This is a genomic window from Candidatus Galacturonatibacter soehngenii (assembly GCF_008830185.1).
GTDB classification, from domain to species: domain Bacteria; phylum Bacillota; class Clostridia; order Lachnospirales; family Lachnospiraceae; genus Lachnotalea; species Lachnotalea soehngenii.
In genome coordinates this window covers 117,356-142,263 of record NZ_WAGX01000003.1, presented here as the reverse complement: position 1 = coordinate 142,263, position 24,908 = coordinate 117,356, and the positions used below count along the sequence as shown (strand labels likewise).

General features: G+C 33.6%; 22 protein-coding genes. 4 read left to right on the top strand and 18 right to left on the bottom strand.

The genetic code is table 11. The annotated features are described in order from the left end of the window. Position 1: 1 nt before the first annotated feature. From F7O84_RS01435 to F7O84_RS01415, 5 genes are all read right to left on the bottom strand, one after another. Positions 2-904, bottom strand: a complete 903-nt coding sequence (locus tag F7O84_RS01435; RefSeq protein ID WP_192451624.1) for an ABC transporter permease — start codon at positions 902-904, stop codon at positions 2-4. Next, positions 894-2,093: a quaternary amine ABC transporter ATP-binding protein gene (locus tag F7O84_RS01430; protein ID WP_151141045.1), complete on the bottom strand. Its 1,200-nt coding sequence runs from the start codon at positions 2,091-2,093 to the stop codon at positions 894-896. Before F7O84_RS01430 ends, F7O84_RS01435 begins: the two co-directional genes overlap by 11 nt. Before the next feature lie 177 nt (positions 2,094-2,270). Next, a complete protein-coding gene (locus F7O84_RS01425) occupies positions 2,271-2,900 on the bottom strand; it encodes a GntR family transcriptional regulator (RefSeq protein WP_151141043.1) in 630 nt (209 codons plus the stop codon). Between the two features lie 102 nt (positions 2,901-3,002). After that, the gene (locus F7O84_RS01420; RefSeq protein ID WP_151141041.1) at positions 3,003-3,620 is read right to left on the bottom strand and encodes a response regulator transcription factor; all 618 of its coding nucleotides are present in this window, start codon (positions 3,618-3,620) and stop codon (positions 3,003-3,005) included. Then, positions 3,601-4,701: a sensor histidine kinase gene (locus tag F7O84_RS01415; RefSeq protein WP_192451623.1), complete on the bottom strand. Its 1,101-nt coding sequence runs from the start codon at positions 4,699-4,701 to the stop codon at positions 3,601-3,603. The genes F7O84_RS01420 and F7O84_RS01415 overlap by 20 nt, the downstream gene beginning before the upstream one ends. Positions 4,702-4,875: 174 nt before the next feature. Between F7O84_RS01415 and F7O84_RS01410 the strand changes: the two genes are divergently transcribed. Next, a complete protein-coding gene (locus F7O84_RS01410) occupies positions 4,876-5,220 on the top strand; it encodes a hypothetical protein (protein ID WP_151141037.1) in 345 nt (114 codons plus the stop codon). A gap of 75 nt (positions 5,221-5,295) precedes the next feature. Here the strand turns inward: F7O84_RS01410 and pdxR are convergent, their stop codons facing one another. The 5 genes from pdxR to F7O84_RS01385 all read right to left on the bottom strand — a co-directional run bounded on the left by pdxR (position 5,296) and on the right by F7O84_RS01385 (position 12,525). Then, on the bottom strand, positions 5,296-6,711 hold the full coding sequence (gene pdxR, locus F7O84_RS01405) for a MocR-like pyridoxine biosynthesis transcription factor PdxR (protein WP_192451635.1): 1,416 nt from the start codon (positions 6,709-6,711) through the stop codon (positions 5,296-5,298). A gap of 103 nt (positions 6,712-6,814) precedes the next feature. Further along, the gene (locus F7O84_RS01400) at positions 6,815-7,654 is read right to left on the bottom strand and encodes a DUF2225 domain-containing protein (protein WP_151141035.1); all 840 of its coding nucleotides are present in this window, start codon (positions 7,652-7,654) and stop codon (positions 6,815-6,817) included. 15 nt (positions 7,655-7,669) lie between these two features. Then, entirely contained in the window at positions 7,670-9,331 is a 1,662-nt protein-coding gene (locus F7O84_RS01395; RefSeq protein WP_151141033.1) for a glutamine--tRNA ligase/YqeY domain fusion protein, read from the bottom strand. 139 nt (positions 9,332-9,470) lie between these two features. Continuing rightward, complete coding sequence (locus tag F7O84_RS01390; RefSeq protein ID WP_151141031.1) at positions 9,471-10,952, bottom strand: methyltransferase domain-containing protein; 1,482 nt, start codon at positions 10,950-10,952, stop codon at positions 9,471-9,473. A 121-nt stretch (positions 10,953-11,073) separates the two neighbouring features. Then, entirely contained in the window at positions 11,074-12,525 is a 1,452-nt protein-coding gene (locus F7O84_RS01385) for a methyl-accepting chemotaxis protein (RefSeq protein ID WP_151141029.1), read from the bottom strand. A 201-nt stretch (positions 12,526-12,726) separates the two neighbouring features. On the opposite strand from F7O84_RS01385, the gene F7O84_RS01380 reads away from it, so the two are divergent. Continuing rightward, on the top strand, positions 12,727-12,912 hold the full coding sequence (locus F7O84_RS01380; protein ID WP_151141027.1) for a DUF6774 domain-containing protein: 186 nt from the start codon (positions 12,727-12,729) through the stop codon (positions 12,910-12,912). A 66-nt stretch (positions 12,913-12,978) separates the two neighbouring features. Here the strand turns inward: F7O84_RS01380 and F7O84_RS01375 are convergent, their stop codons facing one another. Continuing rightward, positions 12,979-13,179 carry a hypothetical protein gene (locus tag F7O84_RS01375; RefSeq protein ID WP_151141025.1) on the bottom strand — a complete coding sequence of 67 codons (201 nt, stop codon included), beginning with the start codon at positions 13,177-13,179 and terminating at the stop codon, positions 12,979-12,981. Between the two features lie 259 nt (positions 13,180-13,438). On the opposite strand from F7O84_RS01375, the gene F7O84_RS01370 reads away from it, so the two are divergent. Both F7O84_RS01370 and F7O84_RS01365 read left to right on the top strand, forming a co-directional pair. After that, the gene (locus F7O84_RS01370; RefSeq protein WP_151141023.1) at positions 13,439-13,855 is read left to right on the top strand and encodes a helix-turn-helix domain-containing protein; all 417 of its coding nucleotides are present in this window, start codon (positions 13,439-13,441) and stop codon (positions 13,853-13,855) included. Between the two features lie 26 nt (positions 13,856-13,881). Next, positions 13,882-14,577, top strand: coding sequence for a FadR/GntR family transcriptional regulator (locus F7O84_RS01365; RefSeq protein WP_151141021.1), 696 nt, complete (start codon positions 13,882-13,884; stop codon positions 14,575-14,577). Between the two features lie 58 nt (positions 14,578-14,635). On the opposite strand, the gene nhaC is transcribed toward F7O84_RS01365, so the two are convergent. The 7 genes from nhaC to F7O84_RS01330 all read right to left on the bottom strand — a co-directional run bounded on the left by nhaC (position 14,636) and on the right by F7O84_RS01330 (position 24,897). Continuing rightward, a complete protein-coding gene (gene nhaC, locus F7O84_RS01360; protein WP_151141019.1) occupies positions 14,636-16,114 on the bottom strand; it encodes a Na+/H+ antiporter NhaC in 1,479 nt (492 codons plus the stop codon). 15 nt (positions 16,115-16,129) lie between these two features. Beyond that, the gene (locus tag F7O84_RS01355) at positions 16,130-17,296 is read right to left on the bottom strand and encodes a trans-sulfuration enzyme family protein (RefSeq protein WP_151141017.1); all 1,167 of its coding nucleotides are present in this window, start codon (positions 17,294-17,296) and stop codon (positions 16,130-16,132) included. A 335-nt stretch (positions 17,297-17,631) separates the two neighbouring features. Further along, complete coding sequence (locus F7O84_RS01350) at positions 17,632-18,696, bottom strand: dienelactone hydrolase family protein (protein WP_243140778.1); 1,065 nt, start codon at positions 18,694-18,696, stop codon at positions 17,632-17,634. Between the two features lie 161 nt (positions 18,697-18,857). Beyond that, positions 18,858-20,468 (bottom strand): extracellular solute-binding protein, encoded by a 1,611-nt coding sequence (locus F7O84_RS01345; protein ID WP_243140777.1) that lies wholly within the window; start codon positions 20,466-20,468, stop codon positions 18,858-18,860. Positions 20,469-20,581: 113 nt separating this feature from the next. Next, positions 20,582-21,505, bottom strand: coding sequence for a carbohydrate ABC transporter permease (locus F7O84_RS01340; RefSeq protein ID WP_151141015.1), 924 nt, complete (start codon positions 21,503-21,505; stop codon positions 20,582-20,584). A gap of 11 nt (positions 21,506-21,516) precedes the next feature. Beyond that, a complete protein-coding gene (locus tag F7O84_RS01335; protein WP_151141013.1) occupies positions 21,517-22,476 on the bottom strand; it encodes an ABC transporter permease in 960 nt (319 codons plus the stop codon). Between the two features lie 240 nt (positions 22,477-22,716). Beyond that, the gene (locus F7O84_RS01330) at positions 22,717-24,897 is read right to left on the bottom strand and encodes a helix-turn-helix domain-containing protein (RefSeq protein ID WP_192451622.1); all 2,181 of its coding nucleotides are present in this window, start codon (positions 24,895-24,897) and stop codon (positions 22,717-22,719) included. Between the last annotated feature and the right edge of the window lie 11 nt (positions 24,898-24,908).

Here is a 24,908-nt window from a genome sequence, read left to right as displayed (position 1 = left end):
ACTATATTCCTCCTCGTAAACTTTTGTTTTTTTTCTTTGTACGCAAGTTTCTTATAAACATTTTCCCTGTTTTTGGGTTCTCATTTCCAAGGCATTGCGTAATACGATCCAGTATCATTGCAATGATTACTACCGCAAGCCCACCTTCAAATCCTTTTCCAATTTTCATTTGCGTAATTCCCTGCAATACAATATTCCCTAGTCCTTCTGCACCAATCATGGCTGAAATTACCACCATTGATAAGGAAAGCATAATTGTCTGATTCAGTCCTGCAAGTACCGTTGGAATTGCTAATGGTATCTGAACTTTAAACAATAACTGGAATGGGGTTGAACCAAAGGATTTGGATGCTTCTATGATATCTTTTGGCACCTGTCTGATTCCAAGGTTGGTTAATCGAACGATTGGTGGCATAGCAAATATAATCGTTGCTACTGCACCAGGTACCGTACCTAAATCAAAGAAATAAACCGCTGGGATTAAATATACGAATGCAGGCATTGTCTGCATAAAATCAAGTATTGGTCTTATTATTTTATATGTGATATCATTTTGTGACATAAGAATACCAAGTGGTAATCCTATCATAAGTGCAATTAATGTAGATGTACTAACAAGCGCCAAGGTCTGCATCGTTTGCTTCCATAGTAAAAGATTGTGAATCAAAATAAGACCTAGCCCTGTAAAGATTGCGATTCCTTTTCCTGCTACCCACCATGCAAGAAAAACAAATAATAAAATAAAAAGAAAGACTGGAATTGCATTTAATAATGATTGAAAACCAGAAATCAACTGGCTCAATCCCTGTTTCATTCCTTCAAAAAAGCCTGCAAAATTCACTGTCATCCATTGGATTATTTCCTCCATTACATCACCAATTGGTAATTTTGTACTAAGCATCATGCTCTCCACCTCCTTCTCCTGCTATCCCTGATAAGACGGTAGATTTAAATACAATACCTTCTAACTTATTATCGGAATCCACAACCGCAATCGGATATTTTGATTTTAAGAACTCTGTAATTATTAGATCAATGGAGGCATCTGGCTCTACTGTGCAAACATCTTTGTCAATGATTTCTCTTAAATCTCCCTTTTGTTCGCGAAGCATTCTTGATACTTCATCAATCGTAACAGCTCCAAGTAAAACATTTTCTTTGTCTGTTACAAAAAGACTAGAAATTCCCAAATCATTCATTTTTTTAGCAGCTGTTCTTAGACCTGCTTTTTCAAGCGTAATGGATTCTGCAAAGCGCATGATTGATGCTGCACTCACAATTTTGGTTCGATTTACATTTTGTGTAAATTCGCGTACATAATCATTTGCAGGATTGTGTAAGATTTCTTCCGATGTTCCAATTTGGACAATGGTTCCATCTTTCATAATTGCAATACGATCACCAATTCTTAATGCCTCATCTAAATCATGAGTAATAAAAACAATCGTTTTTTTCATTTTACTTTGTAAGGATAATAGTTCATTTTGCATATCTTTACGAATTAATGGATCCAAGGCACTAAATGCTTCATCCATTAGAAGTATTTGGGCATCTGTTGCCAACGCTCTTGCAAGTCCTACTCTTTGCTGCATCCCACCAGAAAGTTCCTTTGGTTTTACGTTCGCATATCCTTTTAATCCAACAAGTTCAAGCATTTTTAATGCTTTATCCATTCTTTCTTCGAACTTAACTCCCTGTATTTCTAATCCAAAAGCGACATTTTCTTGTACCGTTTTATGCGGTAAAAGAGCAAAGTTTTGAAAAACCATAGCTATTTTTTTCCTACGTACTTCTCTTAAATTCACAACATCGATTTTGGTAATATCCTCTCCATCAATATAGACTTCACCACTACTTGGTTCAATTAGTCTGTTCAGGCAGCGAAGTAAAGTTGATTTACCACTTCCTGAAAGCCCCATTACTACGAAAATTTCACCTTTCTCAACTTGGAAAGACGCTTTGTTAACACCAATCCCATGCTTGTATTTTTTTAATATACTGGATTTACTTTCCCCTTTTTCAAGCAAAGGAATGACTTGTTTTGGGGAGGAGCCGAATATTTTGTATAAATTCTTAACTTCTATTATCGGCATAAATTCTCCTTTCTCACAAGTTACAACTTGTTTTTTTTTATGTGTTGCTACTTTATTATAGATGCTATACTCTCATTTGTCAAATTTACTTAAAGTAAGTGTCTATCCGATATACACTTTTGCACCTCTTCAAATTTCCCTATTACAGAAAAAAAGCCTCCGTCTGAAGGCTTTTTTTCATATCGTTTCTTCTATTGAAAATAAAAAATTCTTAACTCGTTCATGGCAATTTTCATCCCCTACATAATAGATGATGTCCCCTAATGTAATAATTGCATAAGGACCAGGGGATATAATAATTTGCTCACTTCTTTGAATCGCAATTATTGTTGCAGAAGTGTTGTGCCAAAACTGTATACTAGAGATACTTTCTCCTATATGTTTTGCATTCTTGGTAATCTCTATTTCAAAAGGAGTAAATGGATAAACGGCTCGAAATCTCTCTGTCTTATACATAAACTCTGAAATTAATTCTTTTAATTGATTGCTCTGCTTTACCTGTTGTTCCAAATTAGAGTAGATTTCTTCTCTTAAATCACTCATTTGATTGATATCATGGAAGCGTTGTACAAACTCTACTGCCTTTTCTTTTGATTTAATTAAAACACCACTGCCTTTTGTTGACTCTACTATTTTTATATCTGCTAGTATAGAAATCGCCCTTCTTGCAGTTTCAAAAGAAACGCCGTATTGACTTGCCAAAGAAGATCTTACATATATTTTTTCTCCTTCTACATAGTGTCCCTGTGCAATCTTCATAGCAACATCCGCAGCAATTTGCTGATATCTTGGTCTTGTAATTTTCATCTTATAATCCTCAAAACTCATCGAGTTCTTTTTATTTTTATACCTATTGTTCTTAGAACGATTATAAATCATACCTAAAAATTATTCAATATAGATACTTCACTAGTTCGTATAATAAAATACTGCAAGCTGTGTTCGATCTCTTAAATCTAACTTATCTAATATCGTACTTAAATAATTTCTCACGGTACCTTCACTTAAAAATAACTCCTCTGCTATTTCCTTATTGCTAAGTCCCTTTGATACAGCCTCGATTATTTCATATTCCTTCTCCGATATTCCATAACAAGAGTAATCTTTTTTTAATGTATGATTCATTAAACTCGGAATTTTACATACAATTTCATTGCCAAATACACTCTGTCCACTATAAACTGCTTTAATGGCAGGTAATATACTTTCAAAATCCTGCTTTAATATATACCCCTTAGCACCAATATTAAGTGCCTGAATTATGTAATCATCATCAGAAAATGTAGTTAGGAATAATATTCTTGCCTCCTTGTATTCTTGCATAATGCCTTTTGCTGCCTCAATTCCTGTCATTCCATCCATCCTGATGTCCATAAGCAGCACGTCTGGTCTATGCTTTTGATACAACGCAACTGCCTCCTGACCATTTTGTCCCAGATCTAACACCGTTACTTCGTTACTTGCCTCTAGTATCGTTTTTAGAGACAAAGCCACTAATTTATCATCATCAACGATTACGATCTTCATATACCCTCTCCTTTTTGACTTTGTTTTTTTTAGGAATAGAGATAAATATTTTAAATCCATTCCTTTGATCAATTGATATGTTTCCATTCAGATTTAACACTCTTGTCTTCATGCTCTCAATTCCTATTCCTGCATCATTTTGACTCTTTTTTGTGCCATTGTCACGGATTAGAAGCTGATAAAATACTGGATGTTCTCTTATGATAATTTCTATTTTATTTGCATTGCTATGTTTTGCTGTATTCGAAAGCGCTTCTTTTATAATCATAATAAAGCAATACTTTACCTCTTTGGAAACGCCCTCTGACATATCATAATCAAACTCTATCTTATAATCTTGAAACTGTTCAATGATTCCTTGTATATTTGCCTTTAAATCAATCGAATCATCATATAATCCATGAATACTTTTTCTAATGCTATTCATCGCTTCATTCAACGTATCCTTTAACATAATTAAACTTTGGGATAATGTATCTTCTTTGCTTAAGGTAAGCAAAGCACCCACTTGTAAAATAGATCTAGAAAGCATATGACCTACATTGTCATGGATTTCTCTGGCAATTCGATTTCTTTCTTGCAGTGTAGCCAAATGAATTTCATAATTTTGATTTTCAATCAACATTTTATTCTTCTTACTTAAATATAAGTTAAGCTCTTGACTGGTATCTCTCAATTTTTTGTACTCCTCTTGAAGTCTTGTATAGCGATTGGTTCTATCTTGCATGATGTAAGATAAAAGAAGGGCAAACAGACTGATTCCTATATGATAGATTGTATTGTCATGCCAATAAGAAAGAAAAAGAAATATGGATAGTATTGCCAAGACCTTTAGCTGTAAAAGTGCCATATCATAAAGCATAAGCGGAAGAAAAATGCAAAACAATGGATTTAGTACGCACAACCCACAATAAAATATTAAAAAAATGGTATTTACTTTTTTTAAACGGAAATAATAACAAAGGGAACTAACAGTGACTGCGATTAATACAATAATTACTGAACTTCTATTTACAGATAAAAATAAAAAAGAAAATAAACATATAAAAAATATGATAATTTTATCTATGATAATAGCCATTATATCTCCTCTATCCATATTATAGTTGAGTAGATTATATAATAAACAAAGGTTCTTTACAAGTCATCCCATCTTAGATTCACTTGGTGAATGTGGAAAAATAGCTTTTCTTTTTTATGAAAATGGATTACAATAAAGAATATGAATTTATGAGCTAATGAAAGGAGAACAGACATGGCAAACAAAAAATTAGGTAAATTTTTAGCTTTTACTGCCATTGCAGGCGCTGCTATAGCTGCTGGAATTGCGTATTTTAAGCACAAGAATGATGCGGAATATTTCGATGAAGATTTAGACGATTTAGATGAAGACTTTGATGACGAGGACTTTGATTTTCCTCTTACCACAGAGGATGAAAATAATGCGGTAAAAAGAGAATATGTATCTTTAAATCTAGATAAAGAAACAGATGATACAGCCGATTCAAGTGAAGTGAAAGAAGAAGATGCAACATCGGTATCGGAAGCGGAAGCGGATACAAACACTGCACAAGAATCAAACGATTCAAATACGCTTTAAATGCTTTATAGCACTGAGGCTGTCGGCAAAGTCGACAGCCTTTAAAATTCATGGATATATTATAAATTTTAGTTTTTAGTTCCAAGCGATTTTTAATCTTCTAACTGCTTCTTTTATATCTTTTTCTGACAGACTTGCATATCCTAATATGATAATGGCTTTCTCTTTTTCTTTTCTTTGATTTTGATTCTTGTCTGTTGTAATAAAGTAATTTGATAATCCATACACTTTAACCTTTTGTTCTTTCGCTTTATGAATGAACATCTCTTCCGAATACTTTTCGGTCATATGCAGTAAAATATGCACTCCAGCATTTTCCCCTGATATTGTTTCAATCGGTTCTAGCCCTTTTAGTTCATTTAGCAACGTATCCTGCTTGTTTTTATATATTGCTCGCATTTTATTTAAATGCCTTTCAAAATATCCTTCATTCATAAAATAATTTATTATCATCTGATCAATTCTTGATACAGTGGAAGCATAAACTCCATGATTATTATACCTTTTCATAAGGGTTTTTGGTAATACCATATAGCTTACACGGATAGCAGGTGCAATGGATTTTGAAAATGTTCCCATATAAATTACTTTTTCGTTTCGATCATAACCTTGAAGACTAGGAATTGGCTTTCCTTTATATCTAAATTCACTATCATAATCATCTTCAATGATATATCTATCCTCTTTCATAGAAGCCCAGTTTAACAATTCCATTCTACGCTTTATAGGCATAACTACCCCCAGAGGAAATTGATGGGAAGGCATAACATATGCTATATTTGAATAGGATGCGTTTAGCGCTTCTACATTCATGCCATTTTGGTCTAATTCAATACAATTTACTTTATAATCTAAATTGCAAAATGTTCTATATGCCTGTTTGTAGGTAGGATTCTCCATTGCAATGGTATAACTTGGACCAAGAATCTGGCGCAGTATCATAAGTAGATAATCATTTCCTGCTCCAAGAATAATTTGACTCGGTACACAATTAACTCCCCTTGCCTGATGTAAGTAGTTCGCGATTGTTTTTCGCAAATCAAGTTCCCCCAGTGGAGAACCTAACTGAAACAAATCTCGATTCTCCTCCAAGAGCGCATTCTTTGATAGTTTCCTCCATGTATTATACGGAAAATTAACTAAATCAATTCCATTTGGAGAAAAGTTATATTCGATATCATCTTTTTTATAATCATGTTCATAATTGAACCCTTCCGTGAGCTGTGTTATTTGATAAAGTCCGTCGATTTGACATACATAATATCCTTTACACGCAATTGCTTGAATATAACCTTCTGAAACCAACTGTTCGTAGGCTAAATCAACCGTACTTCGACTAACCAAAAGATTTTTAGCCAATAATCGAGTAGATGGTAATCTATCATTAAACGGAAGTCTTCCAGTTTGTATTTCCTTTTTTATATATTCATAGATTTGCTCATAAAGAGGTTTCTCGCATTTTGTATCTAGTTCAATCATCAATTCATACACATGAAACACCACCCCATCTATTTTCGTTGTTCTAATATAAGGAATGGAAAGCATAATTGCTTTCCATTCGATACCATAGAGAACTTTATTTCTCTACGAATTATTATTTTCTTTCACTTAAAATGATCTCTTTTAACTCTCTCGCTTTATCTTTTAAGTTATTCCTTGCCACTCTAGATGTGATAACACTTGATACCAATCTAGAGGCCATATCATATTGCTTGCATTTACAAGCCAATGCAGCTAATAGATAATCCATGGTTGGCTCATCCATACCACACATTGGGAACTCCTCCTTAGAAACGGCGCCCATAAAGCCCTCGTAAGCATTTTTTATAAACTCTAATTCTTCTTGCTCTAATTTAGCAACAAGCTCCTTGTAGTTTGGTAAGGAAGAATCCAATTCTTCTCGCTGACCTCTGATTAACCAGCTTATTTTTAGACAAATATAAGCTTTTTCACTTGCTCTACATTTCTTAACAATTGCATTTACTAGGGCAAGCTTATGAGATTCAATTGCAGACTCATAAGATATTGTAGCTTCTTCAACCTGTGAAGGCTTATAATTCCTACTAATTTTCTCTCTTATCAAGCTTGCTTGTGGACTTGTGATTGAGTTAAAATATCTAGTAATTGTAGTATAGCCACATTTTGGACAGGATACAAAATCATACTTTAAAGGATCAATTCCTTGATATCTAGCCCTCAAATCAATATCTGTTCCAACTAACTTTGCTTTACCTGTTCGAACTGTTTTTGATTTGAACTCTTTATCACATACTGGACATTGATATGTTTTATCAAATAGTAAATCCTCTTCTGATGTCTCTTTTGCTTCTTTGATACCACCATTTCCTGTTACCTTTTTTTCTTCTTCAAAGAGCTTTTCCCCTTCAAGATCTCCTAAGCCAAATTTCGCCAAACCTGATAATAAATTTGCCATTTACTTACCCTCCTCTTAATTAATTTTAAATGAACTTTTTAACGACACAATTCTATTAAACACTAAATTTTCAGGAGTTGAATCTTTTGCATCTATACAGAAAAAGCCATTCCTAACAAATTGATAACTGTCATAAGCTTTTGCGCCTTCAAAGCTTGGTTCGATATAACAATTCTTTAATACAGTAAGTGAATTTGGATTCACATTTACTGTTCCATCTTCGTTATATACACCAGCTTCTTCATCCACAATGTTTTCGTACAAACGAACCTCACACTTTATGGACTGCTCTACACTAACCCAGTGAATCGTTCCCTTTACTTTACGTCCATCGTTACTTGTTCCGCCCTTAGTTTCTGGGTCATAAGTACAATGAACCTCAATGATATTTCCCTCATCATCCTTTACAAAGCTTTCGCATTTTACAAAATATGCATTCATCAAACGTACTTCATTTCCTGGAAACATTCTAAAATATTTTTTTGGCGGTATCTCCATAAAGTCTTCTCGTTCAATGTAGAGCTCTCTTGAAAAAGGTACTTTTCGTGATCCTAATTCCTCATTTTCCATGTTGTTTGCAACTTCTAAATATTCCACTTGACCCTCTGGATAATTATCTATGATTAATTTTATCGGGTCTAACACTGCCATCATTCTGGATTTCTTTAATTTTAAATCCTCTCTTACACAATACTCAAGCATTGCATAGTCTACAGAGCTATTTGCTTTTGAAACACCACATAAATCTACAAACATTTTAATGGATTCTGGAGTGAATCCTCTTCTTCTAAGCGCAGCAATGGAAACTAGTCTTGGATCATCCCATCCATCAACAATTCCATCTTCCACTAACTTTTTGATATATCTTTTTCCCGTTATTACATTTGTCAAGTAAAGCTTTGCAAATTCAATCTGCTTAGGTGGTTTTTCATATTCTAACTCTCTTACTACCCAATCATACAAAGGTCTGTGATCCTCAAATTCAAGGGTACAAATAGAATGTGTAATACCTTCTATTGCATCTTCAATTGGATGCGCAAAGTCATACATTGGATAAATACACCACTTATCTCCTGTATTATGATGTGTCATATGAGCAACACGATAAATAACTGGGTCACGCATGTTGATATTTGGTGATGACATGTCAATTTTTGCTCTTAATACCTTTTCGCCATCCTTATATTTATCTTGTTTCATCTCTTCAAATAACTGTAAATTTTCTTCTATTGAGCGATTACGATATGGACTGTCCTTTCCAGGAGTCGTAAGCGTACCTCTATATTCTCTTATTTCTTCCGCAGTCAAATCACAGACATAAGCTTTTCCTTTTTTGATTAATTTTATTGCAGCCTCATACATTTGTTCAAAGTAATCAGAGGCAAAATACAACCTGTCCTCCCAGTCTGCACCCAACCACATAATATCTTCTTTAATAGAATCAACAAATTCCGTTTTTTCTTTCGTTGGGTTTGTATCATCAAATCTCATATTAAACTGTCCATTATACTTTTTAGCTAAACCATAATTTAATAAGATAGATTTCGCATGTCCAATATGAAGATAACCGTTTGGTTCTGGTGGAAAACGAGTGCGAACTGTATCATAATAACCTTCACTTAAATCCTTCTCAATTATCTGTTCAATAAAATTTTTGGAAACGATTGCTTCTTCCATTATAAATCCTCCTAGTACGTGACGAATGAAAATACTTACATAAACAGTATCATAACATATATTATTTAAATATTAAAGCATTTCATCGTGAATTGCAATCAATAAACGTCGAATTCTGTATTATGCAATTACTTTACTACTATTGTAGTTGTAAAATCATGACATAAGTACCTTCTTTTTTTGATATTTCAAAATTTTCTTTGAGCTTGAAACCATTTTTCTTACCCAAACGTTGTACCTCATCTTTATCATGAGTATACAATATGATTACTCCATCCTCTTTGAGATGCTTATTTATTTTTACAAAAAATTTCTCATATAGTACATTTATCTCATCTTGTGTAATTCTACCTATTTGAAATGGCATATTTGTTATTATTTCATCAAACATATACTCATGAGTAAAATCAAAAAAATCTCGATTGATGTAATGTGCTATTTGAAAAGCTTCTTTTGTATTCATCCTAGCTTTGTTGATAGCCTCTTCTAATATATCGATTCCATACATGGTATTGGCTTTTACTTTTTTATGACGCTCAATCAGCATAGTACCAACTCCACAAAAAGGGTCCAAGATGCTAGCATCTGGCTTTAGATAATCCTTTGCAAGCTCCATAACAAGCGCTGCATTTACAGGTTTTATACTCGTGGCAATCACATTTTTCCGATAAGTAAAGCGTTCATCTTGAATGGTAAATAATTTAACCAAAAGATTGTAATTACCTTCTTTGTTCTGAATTGCTCTAATTTCAAATTCATAGTTTGATGTGTGATTACGAAGCTTTCTCTTTGTTTTTAATTCAATCTCTTGTGCTAACTTTTTGGCAAATTCACTTCTTTTATCTAATTCTTGCTTACTCTTTACTTCTATTCTAAAGTAAAAAGGCGCTTGACCTTTGTGTCTTTTGATTAAGAAATCAAGCAATTGTGATTTTGCAATTAAAGTCGCAGCCTCCGTAGCATCGGGCGTACATATCTTCATATCTGGTATTACAAATAACAGTTCTTGAAAGGTTCGAATCTTTAGCACTTCACTCAAGTCTTCAGTTTGTACCATTACTCCTACCTGTAATTCCTTTGCTTTCATACCTTGCAACTGATTCTTCGTCACTTCGATATGATTACGATTTGTCAAAAGAATCACATCGCACAATTCATGATATCCTGTAAATATATGTGGAGTTATCTCTTCGTACTGGTTTAGAATATTTGATAACTCACGTAACTCTTCTAAAATATGCTTTTTATTATCAGCTACAATTTCTTCTTTGATAAGATTTTTCTGTCTTATTCTAAGCTCATCTAGATAATTACTGCAATCAAGTTTAGACATTGCATGTAGATATGCACTTTTTATAAATAATTTATCTTCGTTCTTGTAACTATCATAAAGCGCATCTAACGCTTGTTCAACTTCTAAGTCCCCTAAAAGCAACGCTGCATTTTTTCGTACCTTTGCATCTTCATGCTTTAATAAATGAATGATTATATCGTATTGATTTGCAAGCTTATATTGTAGGGAACGTTTTTTCATATTATCCTTGATTTCACCACGTAATTCACTTAATGTCTGCCTAACTTCTGTTTGATTTTTAATTTTTTCTAATAATTCTTCTATCATTCTTTTCTCCATTGTTCCTAATAATCCTTTTAACAGATCATACTTTTGATGTTGAAAACTTAAGATATCGCTTATTATGAATGGAAGAACTGTTGCTCGTCATTACGGGCAACAGCTCTTATTAGTTTGCATATTTCTTTAAGTCTTTTGCTAATAAATAAATAGAGTTTAATACCTGCGTTACTTTTTTCATTTCTTCTACTGCATCTTTTGAAGTCTTAGCTCCTTCTGTAGAAGATGCCGCTACCTCTTCACTTGTAGAGGACAAGTGTGTAATATTGTCTGCAATCACCCCAGTCGAATTTAGAATTTCTTTGATTATCTTTTCTGTATTATAAATTGTTTTTGTCAATTCATTTACCTCTTGATCGATTAATTCAAATTTATTCTTTGTGGTATCAATCATCTCATTTTGTTTGTGAATAGAGGCAGCTGAAAGATCAATACTATCTGTCGCTTTTTTTACATCATCAATCAATTGCTCAATAATATGCGTGATTTGATTGGAGGCTTCTTTTGTCTGTTCTGATAACTTTCTTATCTCTTCTGCTACAACTGCAAATCCTTTTCCTGCTTCTCCCGCTCTTGCAGCTTCAATAGAAGCATTTAATGCAAGTAGATTTGTTTGATTCGAGATATTTAATATTGCGCCTATAATGTTTTGAACTTCCTCTACTTTTAATGTTAATTGATTGGTTGCGTCAACTGTTACTTTACTAGCTTCTTCGACGTTCCTTGCTTGCTCTTTCAAACCTCTTACAAGTTTCGTACCTTCTGAAACGTTTTCTTTTGTTACATTAGAAGCCTCAATCATTTTTACAGTCTCTCTCTCGGCTGTATCGGTATTGTCTCTAATCTCTGCACACATAACAGCCTGTCTTTGTATGGATTCTGCCGTACTTTCCGTACTCTCTGCTATATTATTCATGGCAAAATGATTGCTGTTAATGCTTTCTTCTAATAAATCAATCATATCTTTTGCTTTCACAAAATGATCGCTAATGTTGTCGGCCACCATAATTAGATTTTTCGTTATATTTTCTTGTTCTTTTGCTGCCTCATTAATATGTTCCATATTTTCTTCGTTAAATTTTTGTAAGAGACTTGATATAACCTGTGAACAATATGCGGCAACAAACAACACGACAAGAATAATCAAGTATTCTGACATCTCTTCTCCTGCTAATGCAGCCCGAATGGTTCGAATAACATTTGCAATTATAACAACTGCATTTCCACCCATTACATATCTTTTATTAAGATATACCATTGACGCAAATAGAAATGGAAATGCATAAATATACTGAATTTTTTCGACACCGATACACATAGCAACTGCATAAGATAATGATACCGATAGCATTAAAGCGGTTGCACAAGTCTTCGTGTCTTTTTTAGTAACATAAAATATCACATTAGTAACTAAAGATAAAAGAATCACTGCAATTTGTATCCATGATACTATCCCAGATACTTTTATTACTGTTATAATTACCATTAACATCATAATTAATCCGATTATAGTTACTGGAAAGACTGCTTTGTTCGCTCTTTCGTATTGTTTTTTTGTCATAATAAATCACCCTTCCGTTTCCCTTTACCATATATTCCTTATTTTTATACATAAATTTACAATCCATGTACATATTATCATAAATATAAAAAATTTTATATCTTTTTCAATATAAATAACATTTTTTTATCAAAATATTATATTTTGCATATCTTTGATATTGGATGCTTTTGATGAATATATTATGAAGAGGTGATAAATATGGATGAATGTGAACTGGTTTTATTTATCAGTGGAATCGCTTGTGGCATATCAAAGTGCTATGATGATGACGAATTAGCATTAATGGCCTCAGTGTTTAGTCAACTTGGAGATACATTAGCTACCATTGCTGCCAAACGGGACTTATGCAGTAAAGATAATGATACCGTGAGTGATGTAGTTTGATTAAAGTACCTTTTCTTACATAAGGAAAATCGAAAGCTCTCATTGACTCTATAATGAGAGCTTATTTCATCTCTTCTTTTTCTTCCTTGCCTTCCTTTTTCCTTGTATTACGCCATATTGATAAACGCATACGACTGCATAAAATTGCCCTTTTGAAGAAAACAAATCGAGAATCAACTTTATCATTTTTATTTCGTTTTCATCTGGTAAGTACTGTTGTTTGATTAAATCAAGCATGTTCTCATGTGCAATGTTGTTCTTTTTCATTTTACTTCCCTATTCTTTTGTTTGAATGAAAGAGTTATAAACAAAATGTCCTTTTACGGTCAATCACAAACGAGTCATAAAAATATAATTCATTAAAACTGAATCTGTGATTTTTTCAAAAGTTCTTTTGTTGTCCATTATCGGTCACATATAGATATTATCACAATAAACTCTTTTCGTCAACCAAAATTGGTCACAAGCTAAGTTTGCTTTTTGTCCTTTTTCGGTATAAAATAAGTATAAGTAAAGGAGATTATCTATGATTGAAAAAGATTTTGAATTATATTATGATCTTGGTGATAAATTAAGAGAAGTTCGTCTCTCCAAAAATTTAAGCCTTGCAGATGTTGCTAAAAAACTTCATGTCGCCGCCAAAACATTACAACGATATGAGTGCGGAGAACGTAAAATAAAACAAGATATTTTACTTAAGTTGACTGAAATTTATGAAATAGATTATTATCAATTTGTTAAAAATATTCGCTTGGAGTCTGTCATTCGAGATTATGATATTCAATTTACTTCAAAGGACGGGACCTTGTTACTAGCCGAAACCAGTCCATATCCTAATACAATGGAACTCTCCTTTGAGAATTTGCGTAATATCATTGCTAAATCCGTTACTACGCTAAGCAACGAACAAAAAATTGAGCTGATAAAATTATTGTCACAATAAATGTACGGATAACAGTGAGGAGATATATGTTAGAAAATAAAGCAACCTTAGAACCAATTGAAAAAAAATCACTTTATCTAAGAATATCTGATTCCATCTATAGTTACATTAAAGTGAACCGTTTACAGCCGGGAGATAAATTGCCTTCTGAACGTGATATGTCTGGTATGCTTCAAACCAGTAGAAACTCTGTAAGAGAGGCTCTTCGTATCCTTGAAGACCGAGGTATCATTGTAGTTAAAACAGGCAGAGGTGTTTTCATTAAAGATTCCTATGGCGAGAAAAACTCTCTTTCCATTCGTTTGAATGAATGTTCGATTGATGAGATTAGAGAGTTACAAAATACACTGGATCACCAAGCAGTACAAAATGCGATTGACCGTGCAACTCTAAGTCAAAAGGAATCCTTAGTTTTTATTGCAACTGAAATGGTAAAACTTGCAAAAGAAAAAGTATATAGTCATACCCTAGATCACAGCTTTCATAGTAAAATGTATGAAAGTGGCAATAACTCAGCTATCCACCAACTAATCAATAAAATTCGTGAGGATCGTTTTATCCGTCAATTAGACTCTGATTCAGGAAATGACTCCATATGGCTTCCTACGGTAGAAGATCATTTAACATTAGCAACTGCAATCATGGATAATAATATTGTTGATGCTTTAACAGCCATTGATGCGATCAATGACTATGGATATAATTTAAAAAACAAACAATAATGGTTTTATTCTTAGCAAAAAGGTTCTTCTTTTGAAACATAAGAAGAACCTTTTTGGTTTACTCTTGGTTTTTTAACTGTAAATATTCTTCATAGTTGTCACTGCCTTCTTTCACTTTTGCAATTCCAAACCCTGTAAATCCCCACAAAATAGCAAAAATAACTCCAGTATAACACAAGCATGACCACGGCGCATAGTCAACGGTTGCAACTCCTAGAGTCGATGTCATGTATACGCCCGCCAAAGACCAAGGTACCAATGGTTCCACAACTGTAATACTATCTTCTAAGGTACGAGAAAGATTTTTAGTCTCTAAACCTCTTTTTACGTATTCTTCTCGGAATAATCCCCCTAACATAAGAAACGTTACAGATGCTTCTCCTATTACTGTTATAATAATGACACCCAATATTGCTGTTACTGTAATAAGCTTACCCGTTCCATTTACATACTTCATGATACGCTCTAGTATCACATCAAGACTTCCTGCCACAGTTAATGCACCAATAAAACCAAATGCACAAAATGCCATTAAAGCCGTATTCATCATGGAGGACATTCCTCCTCTTTGTAATAGATTTGGAACCTCTTTTACTATGTTATCTAAATCAATCCCTGGATTTGTAAACATTTCCATTTTAAATCCACTGACCATACTGGTTGCACAATCTGTAAAAGAAACCCCTTGAACCACCATTGCAATCACGACTGCCACTGCTGATGAAATCATCATGACAGGAATGGTTGGTTTCTTTTTTAACGATCCAATAATAACAATGATTGGAGGAATTAATAGAATAAGCCCCACTGGCATACCCAAATGAAACAATTGCGCTAACGCCTTTACAATTGCATCTACCTGTCCTATTTCTCCGCTGCTTGCAAATGACATTCCTGCTATCACATATACAATCACACTGATGATAAAGCCTGGTACTGTGGTATAAAACATATGACCGATATGTTTATATAAATTCGTATTCGTTGCAATGGCTGACATATTCGTACTATCTGATAATGGTGACATCTTATCACCAAAATAGGCTCCTGCTACAATTGCTCCTGCTACTGCTGGAAGAGGTGCCCCCATACCTGCTGCCACACTCATCAAAGCGGCTCCAACCGTTCCTGCAGCTCCCCAAGAAGTACCTGTACTAACTGATAAAATTACCGTTACAAGAAAGGAGGTAACAATAATATATTTTGGACTTATTATTTGTAATCCTATGTAAACTAAATATGGTATTGTACCGCTGATAACCCACGATCCAATCATTAATCCAACGCATAATAATATCATAATAGCTGGAAATGCTTTTGCTAACTTTTCTACAATTTCATTTTCTATCTCTTTCCAAGTATGACCTAAAAATAAAGCCACGCACACGGTAAACGCTGCACATATGAGTAGTAATATTTTTATATCAATACTAAATAGAATTAACCCGACAAAAAGAACAATAAACATAAATACTAAAGGGAGTACTGCCATTAAAAGATTTGCTTTCTTTGTTGTTTTTTCTGTTACCTTCTCCATGATTCACCTCTGAATTTAGATTTTATCCAACGCCTGTTTTAAATCGTTAATTAAATTTTGTGCTCCTTCTAATCCACAATGCAATCGAACTATATTTGGAGTCAAATTGTGAAAACTTAACTGCTCTTCATTCCAGTTGTAAGTGTATGCAATAGCTAAGCTTTCAAACCCTCCCCAAGAGCATCCAATTTGAAAAAGCTTCAAACTATCCACAAATAACTCCACATCTTTTAAATTACCCTTTACTTCAATACTTAGTAGACCACTCTCACCCTTTTGCTGTTTGCGAGCTAGTTCGTACTGTGGATGAGATTTTAGACCAGTATAAAATACCTTATTGATTTTTGGATGCTTTTCTAAAAAATTAGCTACTTGTAACGTTGTTTCATGGTGCCTTTGCATTCTAACATCCAATGTTCTTAATCCCCTTATTGCAAGCCATGCTTCCATTGGTCCTAGAACCCCTCCAAACCAATCACGTTGCACCATCAATTTCTTCATAAATTCTTCATCTTTTGAAATTAAAACCCCACCAATTAAATCACTGTGACCTCCAATGTATTTTGTCATAGTATGCATTACAATATCAATCCCCATATCAAGAGGTTTTTGAAAGATCGGTGTTGCATAGGTATTATCAATATATGTTTTAATTTTGTGCTTTTTGGCTAGAGATGCCACTCCTTCTAAATCTACGACAGAAAAAACAAGAGTCGTTGGACTTTCCAATATTATCATGTCTGTTTCCGGTCGGATGGCCTCTTCAAATTCTTTTAGTTCCTTTCCTTCTACATATGTAACGGAAATATTCATCTTTTCTTTTAAAAAATCATCCAAAAGATGTTGTACTGGCCCATAAGATTCTCGAATACATATGATATGGCTTCCAGTCTTACAAATGGCTAGAATCGCTGCCGCACATGCTGCCATCCCAGCAGAATATACCACTGCCCTTTCTCCATGCTCCAATGCTGCAAGCTTTTTCTCAAGGATCGTTACCGTCGGATTGGATGCCCGTCCGTAATAATATTCATCCTTAAAAATATCCACAGCAAAATAATCCTCCACACAATCAAACACATGTAAAGAATTTAAAAATACCGGTGGTGTCACCGAACCCATGTATTTGTCTGGAGTTTCACCCAAATGGGTCATTGCAAGTAAGTCTTGATTGTCTGTCATAACAACCTCCTTTTCTAATATTTTGAATACGGTTTAGTGGTTGAGTGGTTCAACCACTAAACTTTGCATTCATCATATGGCATTTTGTTACTCATGTCAATATTTATATTTATTATTCGATATTTTTTGTTATAAATTCACAATAATATAGAGGTGGATTTATCTGTTTGTAACAAAGTAATTGCCACAATAACGACACGAAAATCTAACAACTATAATGATCTAGTCTTAAATCTTTTTTGTTTCCGAATAAAATGAACTCCTTTCGTCAAACAATTTGTTTAACAAAAGGAGTTTAAATTCATTCAAATTAAAATGCTATTTTATTCATTTTATTACAATGACACAAACCTATTTAATATTTCATTGTGAAAGCAATGTCCACCTTCTCTGATATCATGATATAAGCATTCTTCTTTATCAAAAATGTGGTAAGCTTTTTTCATAATGTCTAATTGCTCAAATACATTTTGAAGACCTCTTTTTCCATTCAAGTGGTCCTCTCTTGCCGATTGTATCACTATATTTCTTGGTGCAAGCAGCGCTCCTATATCTCCCATATCGACATATTTCCAAAGATGAGGCACATAGTTACAACTGCAATTACCATTTAATTCTAACAAGGAATCCTGATATCCATAGAAATAACCGCTGATGCATGCTTTATGAATTCTATCATCCAGTGCTGTAAGCCAAAGGGTAATCATTCCACCGCCTGAAAATCCTACACAACCGATTTTCTCAAAATTCCACCCTGCTCTTTCTTTTACATAATCTAACAACCTCATCATATCCCAAACATGCATACCGATAACTGTCTGTCCAAGTGGCTCAGCCATATGAGCCAAATGAAAACAAGTTCCATTGATAAAATCAGACTCTTTATCGGATTGCAATGCCTCTTCTCTTCTTTCCCCAAACCCTCTAATATCTGGACAAATCACCACATGTCCAAGCTTTGCAAGTTGCATGCCATAATCATAATGAAACACTTTTATTTGGTCTGCAACAACTGGAATCTCATCGCACCCAGCAACTGCATACTTACCAGCTCCCATATGCCCTGGTAGTGCCAGATAACAAGTGTTACTATCTTCTGACCTTGGTGGTAATAATATAAAAAAGGGCATGTATACATCTGGTTCTACTTGAATTACTACCTTTTCACGTATCACTCCACCCTCTAGCTCGACTACTTCAAGTGTTCTCGCATCTAGCATGCAAGATTCCATTTGATTGAGGCCAATTAGTTTCTTTAAGGTTTCTCTCGTTTGTTCTTTCCATGCATGATATTCTTCTATTGTATCGCCATTTAATCTACACTTTTTTTCTTTCTCGTAAAGCTTACGAAAGCGATTAATACAATCATAATATTGATTTATTTCAATGGTTCGCTTCACCTTGTTATATTTCCCCTTTCCATTAATCTTGCAATTTCACCAGTAACAAGAATCTGTTACATTGATGGTATAAAGTTTACAGGCTGTCGACTCAGTCGGCAACCTGTATCTTCTAATTTATAACTGTTTTGCAAACAAATAATTAAGAATGAAATCCTATCTTATTTTAAAGCTGCTGCATATCTGTCATACTGTTCTTGTTTGATTTTAATGATATCATCTACATGCATGGTTTTCAAGGTTGATAAATAGCTATCAAAATCATCCATACTCGTATTTCCAGAAATAAATGCAACTGCCATCTGATCTGCATAGGTCTGAATATCTACTAGGTATTGTGATAACACACTAGATTCTTCCTGAGTAGCATAAATCTGTGGCCAAGGAGCAGATGTCATGGTAGCAAGATTGCTATCCACATCAACATGCCATCTTGGTAACAATACATTGGTTGCTTCTACACTGTTGTGGTAAGGTAAGCATGGAGGGTTAATTCCTAATGCCTGTAACCATAAGTTATCTGATAATGCTTTTTCTGTAAAGGATCTTGTATTATCCGCATTTACTGTAAATGACTCGTTTTCAATTCCCCATACATATAAATCCTGACATTCCTCGCTCATTGCATAATCAAGGAATTTTAACGCAAGGCTTTGATTCTTACTATCTGTTGTTACACCAAAGATTCCTTTTACTGCATTCAGTCCAATATAAGAGCCTTCATATTCTCCTGAAAGTGGCGCTCCACCTACAACGATTCCATTTGTTCCATCATATTCTGGGAACTGTGGACTGTATAACTGTGACATCTGCCAGCTGTAATCAAAGGTAACACCTGTTTTGTTTTGAGCAAATCTTTCTGTAATTTGATCACGTGTTAGTGAAGTATATTCCATCTCTAACAAACCTTCTTCATAAAGACCATGAATAAAGTTTAAGTAATTTTTATAATTCTCACTTTCTGCATATGAATAATGTACTGTACCTTTGTCATCTACATAAAATCCATCTTGTAAATTCAAGCCAAAAGCTGGTCCAAACATCATTTGTAAATTCTTTGCTGTTTCACTTGAGGTAACGCTCATTGGAATTTCGTCTGTTGTATCACCATCACCATTCATGTCATTGTCACGAAATGCTTTTAGCATGGTTACAAATTCGTCTAGGTTCTTAGGTTGTTCCATATTTAATTGGTCTAACCATTTTTGATTGTACATAATAACTGGTAAATAATTATCAGTTAGTCCAACAATTGGTACATAATATATGTGACCGTCAGTTGCCGTTAAGGATGCTTTGATGTTTGGATTTGCATCCAAATATGCTTTAAAATTAGGCATCAAGTCAAAGTGTTCATCCAATGGCTCAAATAATGCTGATTTAATGTAAGATGAGTTAGGATCTAAATCTGGTAAAAATACAATATCAGCTAAATCTGATCCTGAAGCTAACATTGGACTTACTGCATCTGTATAAGTGGTTGGATCAATTAAAGTCCAATCAACATTTACCCCTGCTCTTTTTTCTACTTCTTTGATAATTGAGGCGTCATCGCTTGTCAAATCAACTGTAGAGTACCATGAGTTGCTTGCAAGTATGCTTAATGTCGCACCTTCTTGGTCAGTTATAGGTGCAGAACCAGTATAGTTATATGTATCTTCTACAACCTCCCCTTTTGTACTTTCAGCCCCTTTACTTCCACATCCAATCAAAGCGCTAGATGCAATGGAAAGTGTAAGTGTCATAGCAATAAATAATTTTGCCTTTCTCATAAAAAATCCTCCTTTAATCATTTTTTTATTAGTAATCAGAGTGATAAGATTTCAATTCTTAGCCTTCCAATTATAACCAATTCACTTGTTTTTCTAATACTTTTACACAGCAATTATTCTTTTACTGCTCCAAGCATCGTTCCTTTTACCAAGTATTTTTGCAAAAATGGACATATTGCAAGTATTGGCAATGTAGCAATTACAATGCAGACATATCTAATTTTTAAGGTCGACTGTGCTGCTGCTGCCGCACCTGTTGCACCTGCTGATTTTAATATATCAGTTGAGGCTAATATTAGCGTCTTTCGCAAGTACATCTGTAGTGGTTGAAGCTCTGTTTTACCAAGATAGAGCATCGCATTAAAGAAATCATTATATCTTGCAACCGCATAATAAAGAGTCAAAACCGCAAGGGTTGGCTTAATCAGCGGGATTGCTATTTTAACTAAAATTTGAAAATCATTGGCTCCTTCTAAAGAAGCGTTCTCAAATAAATCCTCTGGTATTGCTTCCATCGCAGATCTACAAATCATGACATTATAAGTACTAAGTAAAAACGGAATAATCATGGCTAATCTACTGTTATACAAACCAAGTCCAGTAACAACCATATACCCTGGAATTAATCCACCACTAAAATACATGGTAAATGCAATAAAAAAGTTCAATTTTTTTCTAAGAAAGAATTGCTTTCTTGACAATGGATAAGCTGCAATACAAGTAAATACTACATTCATAAAAGTACCAAATACTGTGTAAATAAATGTATTTCCATAGGATGTCCAAAGCTGTTTGTTTTTCATTACTATTTTATAAGTATCAAGTTCAAAGCCAATCGGCCATAAAAACACTTCACCCTTTGATACTGCTGTACCAGAACTAATCGAAATACTTATTACATATAAAAATGGATATAAGGTCACACAAACTGCAAGAAGTATCAATATCCAAACACAGATATCAAAAATCTTGTCACCAAATACTTCATTACGAAATTCATTCAAAAATCTTTTTTTGCTTTTTATTTGACTTTTCATGGCTTCTCCTTTTACCAAATAGATGTTTCATTAAATTTGCGGCTAAACCAGTTAGAGATACTAACAATCGTAAAACCAACCAAAGAGTTAAATAAGCCAACTGCAGTTGCAAAGCTGAAATTCTTATTTTCAATACCCTGTCGATATACGTAGGTCGAAATAACATCAGCAGTCTCATAAACAGAAGGATTATACATTAAGTACACTTTTTCAAATCCTACGCTTAATAAATTACCAAGAGACATAATCAGCAAAAGAATTATGGTCGACTTAATCATTGGTAATACGAGAAACCATACTTGTTGCCTCTTATTCGCTCCATCAACTCGCATTGCTTCATATAAATCTGGTGATATTCCCATAATGGCAGCAACAAATATAATAGAGTTAAAGCCAAAGGTTTGCCAGGAACCTGATATAACGTATAATCTTCGAAACCAGTCTGGACTATTCATAAAGTTGATTTGCTCACCACCTAGCTTTACAATTACCTGATTTATAATACCTGTTGATGGTGAAAGAAAATTCGTCATCATACCAACTACTACTACCGTAGATATAAAATACGGAAGATATGTAATAAGCTGTGCACTTCTTTGTACGTGCTTATTTTTAATCTGTGTAATACAGACTGCAAAAATAATTGGAATCGGAAATCCAAAAATTAACGAATAAAAGGAAAGTAAAAATGTATTTCGAATCAATTGCCACGCAAATGCTGATTCAAAAAACTGCTGAAACCACTTTAACCCTACCCATTCTCCTGTGTAAATTCCAGCTAGTCCATTTCCTGGCTTAAATTCTTGAAACGACATAATAAGTCCAGTCATAGGAAGATAACAAAATATCAAATAATAGATGGCAACTGGCAAGAACATGAGTATTAAATACTTATCTCTTTTTATATTCTTTTGAAACAATTGCCGCTTTTCTTCTTTTGTAACTTTTATAACATTACTTTTTTTCATCATTCTCTCTTTATCACTCCTTGTCTTGGTTTTTATTGATACTCACTTTTGATTGTGCACTTTATCTACAAAACCGTTCTTGTTTGTAAATTCATTGTACTACTTGTATATTTTTTCTAAAAGATTCATTTTTTTCATGGTTCATAATAGGCAATCTGTACGCAAAAAGTACTAAAAAAGGACAAATGAATGGACAGATGCTATGGTTCAAATTTTTCTGAACCATTTTCACCTGTCCTATTTCTACTTTCGGTAATCGCTTGGGTTCATACCCATAATGGATTTGAAGTTTCTACGAAAGGTTAACATATTACTATATCCACTCATACTAGCTATTTGCTCCAACGACATATCTGATGTTTGAAGCAGACCTCTGGCATATTCAATTCTTTTTTCTTGTATATATTGAAGGTAGGTAACACCAAGACAATTTTTGCACATGAGCGAAATATACTTATTACTTACACCAAATAGTGCTCCTATTTGTGCAAGTGATATATCAGCACTTCTAAAATTCTGATCTAAATAATCAATGATATCTTGATTTAGTTTTTCAATATCTTGATTCGGAGTAACAAATTCTTCTAATTGTATACAAATTGCTTCATAAATGGCAGAATAATAATGAAAAATTTCATCCAAGGTTACATTATGTTCTATTTTATCAATCTGAATCTGCGTCGTATTAAATACATTGTTTGTTTTTAATGCATTGAGTGTGGCAATATGAAGTTCATCTACTAGCAAACGAATGGTTCTAGGTGTTGCATCATATTTATCCATATTCTGCCTATAGATTTCATCCAAAAATTTTCTAAGATCGTCAATATCTCTGTCCTTAAATCCCTTTGCAACACGTCTTGTAGCATCTTTTGGAAAATAATAATCTTTTTTATCTGATGTATAAGAACTTTCATAAAAATAAACTGCATTTCTACCACCAGTGAGCATATTATCTAGTGCATCAATTGTTTCTTGACAAGCTGCTTTTAGACTATTCATGTTATCTTGAATCTTACTAACGCCAAAAGTAATCATAAAATCTGGATCATCCACTTCTTTGATGATATCTTTGTGCAAGGTATATACAGTTTCTTCCAATTGTTCCTCTTCTTCGCTATTTACAATTAAAAATAAATTCTTTGAGTCCTTTAGATAGCACAAAATTTGAGTTTCCTCGGTTGATTTTGTAGCACATATGCTTTGAATAATATCAATAATATCTGCAAAGTAGATTTCGCGTACACTATTTTCTCCCTGATAATCAATATTTGCTAGAATAAGTTCAAAATAAGGCTTTTTTAAATCCAAGAAGTTATTATCTCTTAGTATCTTTAATCTCTCTTGCTCCATATTGCCATTTAGGATACCATGCAGCATCCCTTGTTTGGCATACGGTGAAATGGTTACCATTTTTTCTCGATAACCATTTCTTTCTCCGATTAAGGTTTGTATTCCTTGTATGATATGGTCAAACTCATTCCCCTCTAAGACGGTAGGCTTTATAATGCTAACAATGTTGTCAATTGGAGAATAGTAACGCTTTGACATGGTGTATGCAGAAAAAATAAATATGATACTAGTGATTACAACAAATCCTATACCAATATAAACAGAATAATCCAGTCCAATCTTAAAATCTGCCTTATCGATATACAATTCATATATTAATTTATTGTCTACACCAGAAAATCCTACAAATGGAATTCCTTTTGCATCACCATAACGTATTACTTCATTGTTTTCATATCGAATCGACATACCGTTATAATTTCCAACAATCTTCTTAAGCTTATTTTCCAAACTTTTTTTATTGTACATTACCAAAATTGTACCATTTACAGCTCCATTCGAAGAATATCGGTAGTTATCCCCATACACAATACTTTCTTTGTTAAAAATTATCTCATTCATATCAGTCATTTCTAGTACATGACTTGCGGTATTAATACCATAATACGGAACCTGTTTTAGTACATCATGATACTCTTCTTTCAAAAGTATGGCAGAAGAAACCGTATAAGCTCTGTTATACCGATTAAACAAAACAATAATATTAAATATATCAAGACTATTGCTTAGCTTTTTCATATTAGAAAGCTCTCCTAGCCCTTTGTAAAATAAATAGGGGTCCATACTCTTTTTTTCTACTACAACGCTAGTATACATCTGTTTAATTGTCTCTGAGCTATTTATGCTTGCAATGATATTCTTGGCACTTAATATTTGTAAATCCATGGAATTTGCCAACGCCTCAATCTTAAGATGATACTCTTGATTTTTTTTACTTTGAAACATGGTTACGGCATCATATATGATTAAACTTGAGAAAGCAACCAAAAACAACGTAATAATAATTAAATATGACAGAAACAACTTTATAAACAATTTGCTTTTAAAGTGATTCAGTTTTGCTTTTTTCACCACCATGACTC

What these genes read in the sequence shown, in the direction of transcription:
- F7O84_RS01425 (WP_151141043.1), bottom strand. Translation starts at nt 2,900, where the DNA reads ATGAAAATTACAAGACCAAGATATCAGCAAATTGCTGCGGATGTTGCT.
- F7O84_RS01375 (WP_151141025.1), bottom strand. Translation starts at nt 13,179, where the DNA reads ATGAAAAAGAACAACATTGCACATGAGAACATGCTTGATTTAATCAAA.
- F7O84_RS01345 (WP_243140777.1), bottom strand. Translation starts at nt 20,468, where the DNA reads ATGAGAAAGGCAAAATTATTTATTGCTATGACACTTACACTTTCCATT.
- F7O84_RS01390 (WP_151141031.1), bottom strand. Translation starts at nt 10,952, where the DNA reads ATGATAGAAGAATTATTAGAAAAAATTAAAAATCAAACAGAAGTTAGG.
- F7O84_RS01400 (WP_151141035.1), bottom strand. Translation starts at nt 7,654, where the DNA reads ATGGCAAATTTATTATCAGGTTTGGCGAAATTTGGCTTAGGAGATCTT.
- F7O84_RS01415 (WP_192451623.1), bottom strand. Translation starts at nt 4,701, where the DNA reads ATGGCTATTATCATAGATAAAATTATCATATTTTTTATATGTTTATTT.
- F7O84_RS01340 (WP_151141015.1), bottom strand. Translation starts at nt 21,505, where the DNA reads ATGAAAAGTCAAATAAAAAGCAAAAAAAGATTTTTGAATGAATTTCGT.
- F7O84_RS01385 (WP_151141029.1), bottom strand. Translation starts at nt 12,525, where the DNA reads ATGACAAAAAAACAATACGAAAGAGCGAACAAAGCAGTCTTTCCAGTA.
- F7O84_RS01365 (WP_151141021.1), top strand. Translation starts at nt 13,882, where the DNA reads ATGTTAGAAAATAAAGCAACCTTAGAACCAATTGAAAAAAAATCACTT.
- F7O84_RS01380 (WP_151141027.1), top strand. Translation starts at nt 12,727, where the DNA reads ATGGATGAATGTGAACTGGTTTTATTTATCAGTGGAATCGCTTGTGGC.
- F7O84_RS01435 (WP_192451624.1), bottom strand. Translation starts at nt 904, where the DNA reads ATGATGCTTAGTACAAAATTACCAATTGGTGATGTAATGGAGGAAATA.
- F7O84_RS01395 (WP_151141033.1), bottom strand. Translation starts at nt 9,331, where the DNA reads ATGGAAGAAGCAATCGTTTCCAAAAATTTTATTGAACAGATAATTGAG.
- F7O84_RS01355 (WP_151141017.1), bottom strand. Translation starts at nt 17,296, where the DNA reads ATGACAGACAATCAAGACTTACTTGCAATGACCCATTTGGGTGAAACT.
- F7O84_RS01430 (WP_151141045.1), bottom strand. Translation starts at nt 2,093, where the DNA reads ATGCCGATAATAGAAGTTAAGAATTTATACAAAATATTCGGCTCCTCC.
- F7O84_RS01335 (WP_151141013.1), bottom strand. Translation starts at nt 22,476, where the DNA reads ATGATGAAAAAAAGTAATGTTATAAAAGTTACAAAAGAAGAAAAGCGG.
- nhaC (WP_151141019.1), bottom strand. Translation starts at nt 16,114, where the DNA reads ATGGAGAAGGTAACAGAAAAAACAACAAAGAAAGCAAATCTTTTAATG.
- F7O84_RS01410 (WP_151141037.1), top strand. Translation starts at nt 4,876, where the DNA reads ATGGCAAACAAAAAATTAGGTAAATTTTTAGCTTTTACTGCCATTGCA.
- F7O84_RS01420 (WP_151141041.1), bottom strand. Translation starts at nt 3,620, where the DNA reads ATGAAGATCGTAATCGTTGATGATGATAAATTAGTGGCTTTGTCTCTA.
- F7O84_RS01370 (WP_151141023.1), top strand. Translation starts at nt 13,439, where the DNA reads ATGATTGAAAAAGATTTTGAATTATATTATGATCTTGGTGATAAATTA.